Source organism: Pseudomonas sp. S31, assembly GCF_016648105.1.
Lineage (GTDB): Bacteria > Pseudomonadota > Gammaproteobacteria > Pseudomonadales > Pseudomonadaceae > Aquipseudomonas.
The window spans coordinates 69,863-83,618 of the sequence record NZ_JACVVE010000030.1; the positions used below are offsets into that span (position 1 = coordinate 69,863).

A 13,756-nucleotide genomic window follows, 5' to 3' on the forward strand; every position below is an offset into this window, starting at 1 on the left:
CTGCGAGGTAACTCATGACAACAGCAACCGCCCAACTGCGGGCCTCTCCCCTGGACGCCCTGCAGCGCTGGCTACCCAAGCTGGTGCTGGCGCCCAGCATGTTCATCGTCCTGGTGGGCTTCTACGGCTACATCCTGTGGACCTTCGTCCTGTCCTTCACCACCTCGACCTTCCTGCCGACCTATAAATGGGCCGGCCTCGCGCAATATGCGCGGCTGTTCGACAACGACCGCTGGTGGGTGGCGAGCAAGAACCTGCTGCTGTTCGGCGGCCTGTTCATCGCCATCAGCCTGGTCATCGGCGTACTGCTGGCGGTATTGCTCGACCAGCGCATCCGCCGCGAAGGTTTCATCCGCACCATCTACCTGTATCCGATGGCGCTGTCGATGATCGTCACCGGTACCGCCTGGAAGTGGCTGCTCAACCCCGGCATGGGCCTCGACAAACTGCTGCGCGACTGGGGCTGGGAGGGCTTTCGCCTGGACTGGCTGATCGACCCCGACCGGGTGGTGTACTGCCTGGTGATCGCGGCCGTGTGGCAGGCCTCGGGGTTCATCATGGCGCTGTTCCTCGCCGGCTTGCGCGGGGTCGACCCGTCGATCATCCGCGCCGCGCAGATCGACGGCGCCAGCCTGCCGCGGATCTACTGGAAGGTGGTGCTGCCCAGCCTGCGCCCCGTGTTCTTCAGCGCGCTGATGATCCTCTCGCACATCGCCATCAAGAGCTTCGACCTGGTGGCGGCGATGACCGCTGGCGGGCCGGGGTATTCCTCCGACCTTCCGGCGATGTTCATGTACGCGTTCACCTTCAGCCGCGGGCAGATGGGCATGGGCTCGGCCAGCGCCATCCTCATGCTCGGGGCGATTCTCGCCATCCTCGTGCCCTACCTGTACTCCGAACTGCGGAGCAAGCGCCATGCATAGCCCAGCCTCCAAACCGGCCCTGAGCCTGAGCCGCGTGGCCATTCATGGTGTACTGCTGCTCGCCGTGCTGTTGTACCTGGTGCCGCTGGTGGTGATGTTGCTGACCAGCTTCAAGACTCCCGAAGACATCGGCAGCGGCAACCTGCTCAGCTGGCCGGCAGCGGTCACCGGCATCGGCTGGGTCAAGGCCTGGAGTACGGTCAGCGGATACTTCTGGAACTCGGTGATGATCACCGTGCCAGCGGTACTGATCTCCACTGCCATCGGTGCATTGAACGGCTACGTGCTGTCGATGTGGCGCTTTCGTGGCTCGCAGCTGTTCTTCGGCCTGCTGCTGTTCGGCTGCTTCCTGCCGTTCCAGACCGTGCTGCTGCCGGCCTCGTTCACCCTCGGCAAGCTCGGCCTGGCCAGCACCACCAGCGGCCTGGTGCTGGTGCATGTGGTGTACGGTCTGGCCTTCACCACGCTGTTCTTCCGCAACTTCTACGTCAGCATCCCCGATGCCCTGATCAAGGCCGCGCGCCTGGACGGTGCCGGTTTCTTCACCATTTTCCGGCGCATCATCCTGCCACTGTCGACGCCGATCATCATGGTCTGCCTGATCTGGCAGTTCACCCAGATCTGGAACGATTTCCTGTTTGGCGTGGTGTTCTCCAGTGGCGATTCGCAACCGATCACCGTGGCCCTGAACAACCTGGTCAACACCAGCACCGGGGCCAAGGAATACAACGTCGACATGGCGGCGGCGATGATCGCTGGCCTGCCAACCCTGCTGGTCTACGTCGTGGCAGGGAAGTATTTCGTGCGCGGCTTGACCGCCGGCGCCGTCAAGGGGTGAACCATGGCAACGCTTGAACTTCGCAATGTCAACAAGACCTACGGCAGCGGGCTGCCGGATACGCTCAAGGACATCCAGCTGTCGATCAAGGATGGCGAGTTCCTCATCCTGGTGGGCCCCTCAGGTTGCGGCAAGTCCACCCTGATGAACTGCATCGCCGGCCTGGAGCAGATTACCGGTGGCGCGATCCTGATCGACGACCAGGACGTCAGCGGCATGAGCCCGAAGGATCGTGACATCGCCATGGTGTTCCAGTCCTACGCGCTGTATCCGACCATGAGCGTGCGCGAGAACATCGAATTCGGCCTGAAGATCCGCAAGTTGCCCCCGGCCGCGATCGACGAGGAGGTGGCCCGGGTGGCCAAGCTGCTGCAGATCGAACACCTGCTGGCGCGCAAACCGGCGCAGCTGTCCGGTGGCCAGCAGCAGCGGGTCGCCATGGGCCGGGCGCTCGCGCGACGGCCCAAGCTCTACCTGTTCGACGAGCCACTGTCGAACCTCGATGCCAAGCTACGGGTCGAGATGCGTACCGAAATGAAACTGATGCACCAGCGCCTGAAGACCACCACGGTGTATGTCACCCACGACCAGATCGAGGCCATGACCCTCGGCGACAAGGTGGCGGTGATGAAGGACGGCATCATCCAGCAGTTCGGCACCCCGCAGCAGATCTACAACGACCCGGCCAACCAGTTCGTCGCCAGTTTCATTGGTTCGCCGCCGATGAATTTCATCCCGGTGCGAGTGGTCAAGCGCGACGGCCAGTTGCTGGCATTGCTCGACAGTGGCTTGGCGCGTTGCGAGTTGGCGCTGGGCATGGTCGGCGATGAACTCGATGGCCGCGAGGTGATCCTCGGCCTGCGTCCTGAGCAGGTGAGCCTGGGCACTGGCCCAGCCGGCATCCGCGCCCAAGTGCAGGTTACCGAACCCACCGGCCCAGACCTGCTGGTGTTCGTCACCCTCAACAACACCAAGGTCTGCTGCCGCCTGGCGCCCGATGTGGCGTGCCGCGTCGGCGACTGCCTCGACCTGCAGCTGGACCCGGCCCGGGTGCTGCTGTTCGACGCCGAAAGCGGCGAGCGTCTTGGCCTGGGCAGGCCGCCCGAGGCCGTGAAGGACAACGTAGCCTTGTTCAAGGGGCGTTGAAATCGTCTACACCACCAATAAGAAAAAAGAGGACGCAACAGGATGAAACAGCGTAATCGCATCAGGACGTTGGGCTCGCTGGCCATGCTGGCGCTCGTCGGCAACAGCGGCGTGCAGGCTGCCGAAGCCTTCTCCAGCGAATCGAAATGGATGACCGGTGACTGGGGCGGTACGCGCACCGAGCTGCTGGAGAAGGGCTACGACTTCACCCTCGACTATGTCGGTGAAGTGGCCGGTAACCTCAATGGCGGCTACAACGACGACAAGACCGCGCGCTACAGCGACCAGTTCGCCCTCGGCGCGCACCTGGACCTGGAGAAGATCCTCGGCTGGCACGATACCGAGTTCAAGCTGGCGATCACCGAGCGCAGCGGCCGCAACCTGTCCAACGACCGCATCAGCGACCCGCGCGCCGGGCAGTTCAGCTCGGTACAGGAGGTGTGGGGGCGTGGCCAGACCTGGCGGCTGACGCAGATGTGGATCAAGCAGAAGTACTTCGATGGCGCCCTGGACGTGAAATTCGGCCGTTTCGGCGAGGGCGAGGATTTCAACAGCTTCCCCTGTGACTTCCAGAACCTGGCGTTCTGTGGCTCGCAGGTGGGCAACTGGGTCGGTGGCATCTGGTACAACTGGCCGGTCAGCCAGTGGGCGCTGCGGGTCAAGTACAACATCACGCCCGAGTTCTTCGTGCAGGTCGGTGCCTTCGAGCAGAATCCTTCCAACCTGGAAACCGGTAACGGCTTCAAGCTCAGCGGCAGTGGCACCCAGGGCGCGATCCTGCCGGTGGAAATGGTCTGGTCACCGCAGGTCAACGGCCTGCCAGGCGAGTACCGGCTGGGCTACTACTACAGCACGGCCAAGGCCGATGACGTGTTCGACGACGTCAATGGCAATGCGCAAGCCGTGACCGGGGAGGCCTTCAAGTCGCATTCGAGCAAGCATGGCTGGTGGGTGGTTGCGCAACAGCAGGTCACTGCCCGGGGCGGTGATGCCAGCCGCGGGCTGAGCCTGTTCGCCAACTTCACCGTGCACGACAAGGCCACCAACGTGGTCGACAACTACCAGCAGCTCGGCCTGGTGTACAAAGGCGCGTTCGACGCCCGGCCCAAGGACGACATCGGCTTCGGCGTGGCGCGGATCCATGTGAACGACGACGTGAAGAAACGCGCCGAGCTGCTCAATGCCCAGAGCGGTATCAGCGATTACGACAACCCGGGGTTCGTGCCGCTGCAGCGTACCGAGTACAACGCCGAGCTCTACTACGGGTTCCACGTCACCAACTGGCTGACCGTGCGGCCCAACCTGCAGTACATCAAGAGCCCCGGAGGTGTCGACGAGGTCGACAACGCGCTGGTCGCGGGTTTGAAGATTCAGTCGTCTTTCTGAGCCGGTTTGTTGTAAATTTACGCCAATCCACCTTCGGTACCTGGCATCCACTGGCTTTGCAGTGGTTTGCCAGGCTAGGCCGAGATAGCGCTATCTCAAACAACAAGAGCCCATGACCATGCCCGAACATCCGCTCCATCGCTTCTTCAGCACGCAACGGCCCAGGCCGACGTTCGAATGGGAGCGTTACCAGCAGCGCGATGTCCTGATCATCGATCACCCGCGCTGCCAGGCGGTATTCAGCCGGCAGGGCGCGCAATTGCTGCATTTCCAGCCGGCCGGCGAGCGCCCCTGGTTGTGGTGCGCCGAGCAATGGCCGCAAGTGGGCGCTATTCGTGGTGGTGTGCCGGTGTGCTGGCCCTGGTATGGCCGGCACCCCAGCGAGGACCTGTGGCCGGCCCATGGCTGGGCGCGGCTGCTTGACTGGAAGCTGCTGGACAGCCGTGAGGACGAGGAGGGCGTGACCCTGAAGTGGCGTCTGGAGCTGTGCGATTGGCAGGTCGACCTGCATGCCCGCCTGGGCAGCCGCATGGAACTGAGCCTGAGCACCGAGCACCAGGACAGCGAGCCGTGCCAGCTGAGCCACGCGCTGCTGGCTTACTGGCGTATCAGCAACGTGTCGGAGGTAGCGCTGTCCGGGCTGGAGGATGTCGAAGGCTACGATCGCCTGAACCGGCAGGCATGCCGCGACGAAGGTGCCCTGAAGGTCAAGGGTGGCTGCCAGCGGGTGTACCCGGGCACGGCGCAGGTGCAGTTGCAGGACCCGGCCTGGCAGCGGGCGTTGTGCATCGACACTGGTGACAGCGACGATACCGTGGTCTGGCACCCCGGCAACCGGCCACTGATGGGCGTGACCGGGCGCGAGTGCCAGGGCTTCGTCTGCGTCGAGGCCGCCAGTGGCAGCGGCGAAGGCCTCAGCCTTGCGCCTGGGCAGCGTGCGCACCTGCGCTTGCAGGCGCACCGCCTCAGTTGAGCTCGTCGTCCTCGATCGGGTAGCGGCTGGCGTTGAGGCTTTCCTTGATCTTGCGCAGGTGCGGCTGGAAGTCGACGCCACGGCGCAGGGTCATGCCGGTAGCCAGCACGTCGAGCACGGTCAGCTGGATGATGCGCGACGTCATCGGCATGTAGATGTCGGTGTCTTCGGGCAATGGGATGTTCAGGCTCAGGCTGCAGGCGTTGGCCAGCGGCGAGCCGGCGGCGGTCAGGCCAAGCACCGAGGCGCCATTTTCGCGGGCCAGGCGCGCGACCTCGACCAGTTCGCGGGTGCGCCCGGTGTAGGAGATGATCACGAACAGGTCACCGGTGTGGGCGACCGAGGCGAGCATGCGCTGCATCAGCACGTCGGCATGCGCCGAAACGGCCAGGTTGAAGCGGAAGAACTTGTGCTGTGCATCCAGTGCCACCGGGGCCGACGCACCGAGGCCGAAGAAGTGGATCTGCCGGGCCTGGATCATCATGTCCACGGCGCGGCTGACCTGCTGCGGGTCGAGCTGCTGGCAGGCGCTGTCGAGCGAGGCGATGGCACTGCCGAAGATCTTCTGGGTGTAAGCTGCCGGATCATCGTCGGCTTCCACCGCGCGGCTCACGTAGGCGGCGCCGCTGGCCAGGCTCTGCGCCAGTTGCAGCTTGAGTTCGGGATAGCCGCTGACGCCGAACGAGCGACAGAAGCGGTTGACCGTGGGTTCGCTGACCTTGGCCGCCTGGGCCAGGGCGGCGATGCTGAAACGGGTGGCTTGCTGCGGGTTGAGCAGGATGACTTCGGCGACTTTGCGTTCGGCCTTGTTCAGCTCGTCGAGGCGTCCCTGGATCTGCTCCAGGAGATTTCGCACGCGGTCCATAGGGTTTCCTTGGGTCGGAAGGCAGGCGGCTGACGAGACAGCAGGCCTTTTACAGAGTTGTCTATCGTACTGTCGGTAAGCTTGGTGCACCACTCGTCTGTATCATGCGACATCAATGTTGTGGTTTTTACTACATCCAACCTTGAAAACTGCCTTTGAAAGCGGTATTTCTAGTCCAACTTTAGGAAAGAACCAACATCATGGCTGCGATCAGTGTAGAACCTTGCACCTTTGCCCTGTTTGGCGCCCTCGGCGACCTGGCATTGCGCAAGCTGTTTCCCGCGCTCTACCAGCTCGACCGCGCCGACCTGCTGCACGCGGACACCCGCCTGCTGGCACTGGCCCGCGAGCCCGGCAGCGCCGAGGAACACCTGGCCACCATCGAAGCCCACCTGCGCCGGCATGTGCCCGCGGCCGACATCGAGCCGGCGGCGCTGGGCCGCTTCCTCGGGCGCCTGGGCTACCAGCATCTGGACTTCCTCCAGCCCGACGGCTACCAGGTCTTGGCCGAGCAGGCCAGGGCCGGCCTGCCGCTGATCGCCTACTTCGCCACGGCGGCGGCGGTCTACGGCGCTATTTGCGAAAACCTCGAGCGCGTCGGCCTGGCCGAACGCACCCGGGTGGTGCTGGAGAAGCCCATCGGCCACGATCTGGAGTCATCGCGCCGGGTCAACGATGCGGTGGCGCGTTTCTTCCCAGAGAGCCGGGTCTATCGCATCGACCACTACCTGGGCAAGGAAACCGTACAGAACCTGATCGCCCTGCGCTTCGCCAACAGCCTGTTCGAAACCCAGTGGAACCAGAACTCCATCTCCCACGTGGAGATCACCGTTGCCGAAAAGGTCGGTATCGAAGGGCGCTGGGGCTACTTCGACAAGGCGGGGCAGTTGCGCGACATGATCCAGAATCACCTGTTGCAGCTGCTGTGCCTGATCGCCATGGACCCACCCAGCGACCTGTCCGCCGACAGCATTCGCGACGAGAAGGTCAAGGTGCTCAAGGCCCTGGCACCGATCACCGGCGAGGCCCTTGGCACCCATGTGGTGCGTGGCCAGTACATTGCCGGCTACAGCGACGGCAAGCCGGTGCCGGGGTATCTGGAAGAGGACAATGCCAACGCCCAGAGCGACACCGAGACCTTCGTCGCCCTGCGCGCCGACATCCGCAACTGGCGCTGGTCAGGCGTACCATTCTACCTGCGCACCGGCAAGCGCATGCCGCAGAAATGGTCGCAGATCGTCATCCACTTCAAGGAAACGCCGCACTACATCTTCGCGCCGGAACAGCGTTTGCAAATCGGTAACAAGCTGATCATTCGCCTGCAACCGGACGAAGGCATTTCTTTGCGAGTGATGACCAAGGAGCAAGGGCTGGACAAGGGCATGCAACTGCGCAGCGGGCCTTTGCAGCTGAATTTTTCCGACACCTGGCGCAGTGCGCGGATTCCGGATGCCTACGAACGCCTGTTGCTCGAGGTGATGCGCGGCAACCAGAACCTGTTCGTGCGCAAGGACGAGATCGAATATGCCTGGAAGTGGTGCGATCAGCTCATCGCCGGCTGGCGCAACAGCGGCGACGCGCCCAAGCCCTACGCGGCCGGATCGTGGGGGCCGATGAGCTCGATCGCATTGATTACACGTGATGGGAGGTCGTGGTATGGCGATATCTGAACTGCAACTGCCGGCAACGGCGCAGGTCCACGACCTGCCCAGTGGCAAGGTCCTGGCCGCGACCCTGGCCCATGATGTGGCCGAGCGCCTGCGCGCGGCGATTGCCAGCAAGGGCCAGGCCTGCGTGGTGCTGTCCGGTGGCCGCAGCCCGGTGCCGTTTCTCGAGAAGCTGGCCGGCGAGGCGCTGGACTGGTCGAAAGTGACCGTGAGCCTGGCCGACGAGCGCTGGGTGCCGGTGGAGCATCCCGACAGCAACGCCGGCCTGCTGGCCCGCCACCTGTTCAAGGGCGAGGCTGGCCGTGCCCGTTTCGTCGGCCTCTACCAGCAGGCGGAAAACCTCGATGCTGCGGCGCTGAAGGCGGACCAGGCGTTGGCCGAGCTGCCGCCGATCGATGTGCTGGTGCTGGGCATGGGCGACGATGGCCACACCGCGTCGCTGTTCCCAGGCAGCCCCAATCTTGCCCAGGGCCTGGACCTTGCCGGCAGCCGCCGGTGCCTGCCGTTGCTGGCGCCGAGCGTGCCGCACCAGCGCCTGTCGATGAGCCGCTCGTTGCTCGCCAGTGCCGCCTTCATCGCCCTGGCCGTGCAAGGCCCGGGCAAACTCGCTACCCTGCGCGCCGCGCTGGCCGGCACTGCCATCGACGAAATGCCGATTCGCGCCTTTCTTCACGATCCCCTGGGCATCTACTGGTGCCCATGAGCCAAGGACACACTGTCATGACCACCCTCGAACGCCCACAGCCTTTGCTCTCGATGGCCGAGAAAGCCGCACGGATCGACGCGATCTGCGACCAGGCGCGCATTCTGCCGGTGATCACCATCGCCCGCGAACAAGACATCCTGCCCCTGGCCGATGCCTTGGCCGCTGGCGGCATCCGCACGCTCGAAGTCACGCTGCGCTCGCAGCATGGCCTGAAGGCCATCGAGGTGCTGCGGGCACAGCGGCCAGAGCTTTGCGTCGGCGCCGGGACGGTGCTCGATCGTGGCATGTTCGATGCGGTCGAAGCCGCTGGCGCGCAGTTCGTGGTGACGCCTGGGGTGACCCAGGACATCCTCGAGGCCGGTGTCGCCAGCGATATCCCGCTGCTGCCGGGCATCAGTACGCCGTCCGAGATCATGATGGGCTATGCCCTGGGCTACCGCCGCTTCAAGCTGTTCCCGGCGGAAATCAGCGGTGGCGTGGCGGCGATCAAGGCCTTCGCCGGCCCGTTCGGCGATATCCGTTTCTGCCCCACCGGCGGGGTCAACCCTGGCAACGTGCGCAACTACATGGCGCTGCCCAACGTGATGTGCGTGGGGGGCACGTGGATGCTCGACAGCGGCTGGATCAAGAACGGCGATTGGGCGCGTATCGAGGCGTGCAGCGCTGAAGCGATGGCGCTGCTGGACGCCAACTGAATTTGTTGTGTGCTTTACGGCTTATGGGGCGCTTGGTTGGCGCCCCTTTTTTTGCCTGGAATTCCTGTGTTGCCTGTTCTGGCCCTTTCGCGGGCAAGCCCGCTCCTACAGGGGTTGCGCAGGCCCTCGGGCAACGGATGACCTGTAGGAGCGGGCTTGCCCGCGAAGAGGCCGGAACAGGCAATAAAAAAAGCCCGCATCACCTGATGCGGGCTTCCATTCACAGCGAAACGCTTAGGCCGCCTTGGCTTCCTGCTGGCTCAGCGAGCGGTTCAGTGCACTGAACAGCGCCTTGAAGCTGGCCGTGGTGATGTTTTCATCGATACCCACGCCATGCACTGGGCGGCCGCCGGCCACGCGCAGTTCGATGTAGGCCGCTGCCTTGGCATTGGTGCCGGCACCGATGGCGTGCTCGTTGTAGTCCATGATTTCCACCGAGACCGGCAGGCCAGCCACCAGGGCTTCCAGGGCACCGTTGCCCTTGCCGCGCCAGTGCAGGGTGGTTTCGCCTTCGCCGGCGACTTCCACTTCCACGGCGCTATGGCCGTTTTCTTCCTGCAGGCGGTGGCTGACCAGCGCATACGGGGCGTTGGCCTGGAGGTATTCCTTGTGCAGCAGGCTGTAGATCTGCTGGGCGGTCATTTCCAGGCCCAGGCGGTCGGTTTCACCCTGCACGACCTGGCTGAACTCGATCTGCATGCGGCGCGGCAGGCTGATGCCGTACTCCTGCTCGAGCAGGTAGGTGATACCGCCTTTGCCGGACTGGCTGTTGACGCGGATCACCGCCTCGTAGCTGCGGCCGATGTCGGCCGGGTCGATCGGCAGATAAGGTACCTCCCACAGCTCGCCTTCCTTCTGCTGGGCGAAGCCTTTGCGGATGGCGTCCTGGTGCGAGCCGGAGAACGCGGTGTGGACCAGGTCGCCGACGTACGGGTGACGTGGGTGGACTGGCAACTGGTTGCACTCTTCGACGACCTTGCGCACGCCGTCGATGTCGGAGAAGTCCAGCTCCGGGTCGACGCCCTGGGTGTACAGGTTCAGCGCCAGGGTCACCAGGTCGACGTTACCGGTGCGTTCGCCGTTGCCGAACAGGCAGCCTTCGGCACGGTCGGCGCCGGCCATCAGGCCCAGCTCGGTAGCGGCGATGCCGGTGCCGCGGTCGTTGTGGCAGTGCAGGCTGATGATCACGCTGTCGCGACGGCTGACGTTGCGGCAGAACCACTCGATCTGGTCGGCGTAGATGTTCGGGGTGGCGACTTCAACCGTGGCTGGCAGGTTGAGGATGATCTTGTGCTCTGGCGTCGGGTTCCACACTTCGATGACCGCGTCGCAGACTTCCTTGGCGAACTCGAGCTCGGTAGCGCTGAAGGTTTCCGGCGAGTACTGGAAGGTCCACTGGGTTTCCGGCTGCTGGGCTGCGTATTTGACGAACAGCTTGGCCGCGTTCACCGCGATGTCCTTCACGCCTTGCTTGTCCTGGTTGAAGACGATGCGGCGGAACGACGGGCTGGTGGCGTTGTACAGGTGAACGATGGCCTTCTTGGCCCCGCGCAGCGACTCGAAGGTACGGGCGATGAGGTCTTCACGGGCCTGGGTGAGCACCTGGATGGTGGTGTCGTCCGGGATGTGACCATCCTGGATCAGGGTACGAACGAAGTCGAAATCGGTTTGCGAGGCGGATGGGAACGAGGCTTCGATCTCCTTCACGCCGACCTGCACCAGGGTCTTCCAGAAACGCAGCTTCTTCTCCGAATCCATCGGCTCGATCAGCGACTGGTTGCCATCACGCAGGTCGGAGCTGCACCAGATCGGTGCCTGGGTGATGGTCTTCGACGGCCAGGTACGGTCGGGCAGGTCGATGGTCGGGAAGGCGCGGTACTTCTTCGAAGGGTCTTTGAGCATGGTCATGGAAGCAATCCTTTTGTGTGCGGCCGAGATCGGGCCTGCCGAGCGATAACGAGATGAGGGGGGCGAGGCGACGCGAATCAGCCTGGTAGTCGGGCGCTGACCAGGCAGAGGCTGCGATGTTGTCGGAGCAGGATGAGGGTGCTGAAGGTTTTCATGCCTTCAACCCTAACCAGTGGGGTGGGGGATGGCAAGTGTCTCAAAAAAATTGAGAGGAATGCTTAAAAAAATAAGATTAGCGAGATTTTATGGCGGTTATGTGATTTTTGGTTTGTAACTATTGCGCTGTAGTTTTCAATGGCGCAAGACAGTCGAAGTCGTGGTGGCCGTGTCGGCCTCTTCGCGGGTAAACCCGCTCCTACAGGGGGCGTGGAGGCCCTGTAGGAGCGGGTTTACCCGCGAAGCAGGCGACGCCGATCTCACCGCTGGAACGCCCCGATGAAGATCGCCGGGTCCACCCGTGCGTCGTTGAGGCTGACGTTCCAGTGCATGTGCGGCCCGGTCGCGCGCCCGGTCGAGCCCACCCGCCCGACCACATCGCCCCGGCGCAGCTGTTGGCCCACCTGCACATCGATTTTGGACATATGGCAAAACATGCTGATGAAGCCCTGGCCGTGGTCGACGAACACCGTGCGCCCGTTGAAGAAGTAATCGCCGACCAGGATCACCTTGCCATTGGCCGGGGTCTTGATCGGCGTGCCGGCCGGTACCGCGAAGTCCAGGCCGGCATGCGGGTTGCGTTCTTCGCCATTGAAGAAGCGGCGCACGCCGAACTTGCTCGACAAGGGCCCGTTGACCGGTTTGTCCAATACCAGATTGCTCGGCAGGTTGGGGCTGAAGCTGCGGTAGGCCTTGACCTGCTCGGCCAGCTCGCGGTCGATGCGCTTGAGGTCGGCGGGGTTAGGGTTGACCTGGCGCTTGTTCTTCAGGGTGATGTGCTGCTCGGGGTACTTCTTGTGCCCAACGGTGAACGGCAGGGTGCGGCCGCCCTGGCTCAGCGAGGTGGTGCCGGGTTTCTGGGTCAGCGGAATGCCGACGATGGCCAGCCAGTTGTCCTGCTCCTTGACCACCAGCACCGGCTTGCCATCGAAGCGGGCGCTCGGTGTTTGCGCCGAGGGGCCGAGGTCGACCACGGCTACGCCACCGGGCACCGGCTTGTTCAGGGTGCGGGTGATGTAGCTGGCCTGGGCGCCGCTGGCCAGCAGCAGGAGGGAAAGGGCGAGCAGGGGGGCGAACAGGCGGGGCATGTGTCAGTCCAGTAGGGAAAGGGTGACCGGGGTCAGGTGGTTGTCCTCGACCCGTACCTGCAACTCGCCTTCATTGAGGCGTGCAGTGAGGCGTTGGCCGTTGCGGGTCTGCTCGGCGCTGCGGATGGCCTGGCCTCGCTCGTCGAGCAGTATGCTGTAGCCGCGGGCCAGGGTAGCCAGGGGGCTGACCACCTGCAGCGTCTGCAACTGGGCCTGGAAGCGCTGGCGACGGTCCTTGAGCACCTCACGCATCGCCCGAGGCAGGCGCTCGGCCAGGCTGTCGAGGCGTTGGCCAAGCAACTTCAGGGCGCGCCCTGGATGTTGCGCAGCCAGGCGGGTGTCGAGGCGGGCCAGGCGCTCGCGGCGCTGGTTGAGGTTGAGCATGAACGCCCGGCGCAGGCGCATGTCCAGGTCGTCCAGGCGCTGGGCCTGCTGGCGCAGGCGCTCGCCAGGGTGGCGCAGACGCCGGGTCAGCGACTCCACGCGCAGGCGGTCGTGGGCCAGGCGGTTCTGCATGCGCAGCAGCAGGCGCCGTTGCAGGCCATCGAGGCGTTGCTGCAGGCCGCTGTTGTCCGGTGCCAGCAGCTCGGCGGCGGCGGACGGCGTGGGCGCGCGGACGTCGGCGACGAAGTCGCTGATCGACACATCGGTCTCATGGCCGACGGCGCTGACGATCGGCGTGACGCAGGCGGCCACGGCGCGGGCCACGGCTTCTTCGTTGAAGCACCAGAGGTCTTCCAGCGAGCCGCCGCCGCGGGCCAGGATCAGCGCGTCGAAGCCACGACCGTCGGCCAGTTGCAGGGCGCGGACGATCTGGTTGATGGCCTCGCGGCCCTGCACGGCGGTGGGGATGAGGTTCAGTTCGACCTGTGGCGCACGGCGCCGGAACACGCTGATGATGTCGCGGATCACTGCGCCGGTGGGCGAGGTGACGATGCCGATGCGCTGCGGATGTGCTGGCAGCGGCTTCTTGCGTTCGGCGCTGAACAGGCCCTCGTTGCCGAGCTTTTCCTTCAAGGCTTCGAAGGCCAGGCGCAGGGCACCGTCGCCGGCCGGTTCGACGGTGTCGAGGATCAACTGATAGTCGCCGCGCCCCTCGAACAACGAGACCTTGCCGCGCACCCGCACTGCCAGGCCATCGCGCAGGGCCTGGCGCACGCGCGTGGCGTTCTGCCGGAACAGCGCGCAGCGCACCTGGGCGCCGCTGTCCTTGAGGGTGAAATACATGTGGCCGGAAGCCGGGCGGGCGAGGTTGGAAATCTCGCCTTCCACCCAGACGCTGCGGAACACGTCTTCCAGCAGCACGCGGGCGCGGCCGTTGAGTTGGCTGACGGTGAGGACCTCGCGGTCCAGGCCGAGTCGTTCGAAGGGGTCTCTGATCATGGGGGCATGATAAGGGGCGGGG

The 13,756-nt window shown here is 64.4% G+C and carries 12 protein-coding genes; 8 read left to right on the forward strand and 4 right to left on the reverse strand.

Annotated elements, in window-relative coordinates; translation table 11 throughout:
- The first annotated feature begins 14 nt into the window (after positions 1 to 14).
- From IAE37_RS20645 to IAE37_RS20665, 5 genes are all read left to right on the forward strand, one after another.
- Positions 15 to 923 carry a carbohydrate ABC transporter permease gene (locus tag IAE37_RS20645; protein WP_201176465.1) on the forward strand — a complete coding sequence of 303 codons (909 nt, stop codon included), beginning with the start codon at positions 15 to 17 and terminating at the stop codon, positions 921 to 923.
- Complete coding sequence (locus IAE37_RS20650) at positions 916 to 1,761, forward strand: carbohydrate ABC transporter permease (RefSeq protein WP_201176467.1); 846 nt, start codon at positions 916 to 918, stop codon at positions 1,759 to 1,761. The genes IAE37_RS20645 and IAE37_RS20650 overlap by 8 nt, the downstream gene beginning before the upstream one ends.
- Positions 1,762 to 1,764: 3 nt before the next feature.
- Positions 1,765 to 2,907, forward strand: coding sequence for an ABC transporter ATP-binding protein (locus IAE37_RS20655; RefSeq protein WP_201176469.1), 1,143 nt, complete (start codon positions 1,765 to 1,767; stop codon positions 2,905 to 2,907).
- Between the two features lie 84 nt (positions 2,908 to 2,991).
- Complete coding sequence (locus tag IAE37_RS20660; protein ID WP_442967844.1) at positions 2,992 to 4,293, forward strand: carbohydrate porin; 1,302 nt, start codon at positions 2,992 to 2,994, stop codon at positions 4,291 to 4,293.
- A gap of 118 nt (positions 4,294 to 4,411) precedes the next feature.
- The gene (locus IAE37_RS20665; protein WP_201176473.1) at positions 4,412 to 5,266 is read left to right on the forward strand and encodes a D-hexose-6-phosphate mutarotase; all 855 of its coding nucleotides are present in this window, start codon (positions 4,412 to 4,414) and stop codon (positions 5,264 to 5,266) included.
- Here the strand turns inward: IAE37_RS20665 and hexR are convergent.
- Positions 5,259 to 6,122 (reverse strand): DNA-binding transcriptional regulator HexR, encoded by an 864-nt coding sequence (gene hexR / locus IAE37_RS20670; RefSeq protein ID WP_201176483.1) that lies wholly within the window; start codon positions 6,120 to 6,122, stop codon positions 5,259 to 5,261. The two genes, IAE37_RS20665 and hexR, sit on opposite strands and share 8 nt — an antisense overlap.
- 209 nt (positions 6,123 to 6,331) lie before the next feature.
- Between hexR and zwf the strand changes: the two genes are divergently transcribed.
- The 3 genes from zwf to IAE37_RS20685 are packed head-to-tail and all read left to right on the forward strand — an operon-like array spanning position 6,332 to position 9,199.
- Positions 6,332 to 7,801 carry a glucose-6-phosphate dehydrogenase gene (gene zwf / locus IAE37_RS20675; RefSeq protein WP_201176474.1) on the forward strand — a complete coding sequence of 490 codons (1,470 nt, stop codon included), beginning with the start codon at positions 6,332 to 6,334 and terminating at the stop codon, positions 7,799 to 7,801.
- Positions 7,788 to 8,501, forward strand: a complete 714-nt coding sequence (pgl, locus tag IAE37_RS20680; RefSeq protein WP_201176475.1) for a 6-phosphogluconolactonase — start codon at positions 7,788 to 7,790, stop codon at positions 8,499 to 8,501. Before zwf ends, pgl begins: the two co-directional genes overlap by 14 nt.
- Before the next feature lie 17 nt (positions 8,502 to 8,518).
- Positions 8,519 to 9,199 carry a bifunctional 4-hydroxy-2-oxoglutarate aldolase/2-dehydro-3-deoxy-phosphogluconate aldolase gene (locus IAE37_RS20685; protein WP_201176476.1) on the forward strand — a complete coding sequence of 227 codons (681 nt, stop codon included), beginning with the start codon at positions 8,519 to 8,521 and terminating at the stop codon, positions 9,197 to 9,199.
- A gap of 234 nt (positions 9,200 to 9,433) precedes the next feature.
- Here the strand turns inward: IAE37_RS20685 and leuA are convergent, their stop codons facing one another.
- The 3 genes from leuA to xseA all read right to left on the reverse strand — a co-directional run bounded on the left by leuA (position 9,434) and on the right by xseA (position 13,734).
- On the reverse strand, positions 9,434 to 11,107 hold the full coding sequence (gene leuA / locus IAE37_RS20690; RefSeq protein ID WP_201176477.1) for a 2-isopropylmalate synthase: 1,674 nt from the start codon (positions 11,105 to 11,107) through the stop codon (positions 9,434 to 9,436).
- Positions 11,108 to 11,523: 416 nt separating this feature from the next.
- On the reverse strand, positions 11,524 to 12,351 hold the full coding sequence (locus IAE37_RS20695; RefSeq protein WP_201176478.1) for a M23 family metallopeptidase: 828 nt from the start codon (positions 12,349 to 12,351) through the stop codon (positions 11,524 to 11,526).
- 3 nt (positions 12,352 to 12,354) lie between these two features.
- Positions 12,355 to 13,734, reverse strand: a complete 1,380-nt coding sequence (xseA, locus tag IAE37_RS20700; RefSeq protein WP_201176479.1) for an exodeoxyribonuclease VII large subunit — start codon at positions 13,732 to 13,734, stop codon at positions 12,355 to 12,357.
- Positions 13,735 to 13,756: the final 22 nt, after the last annotated feature.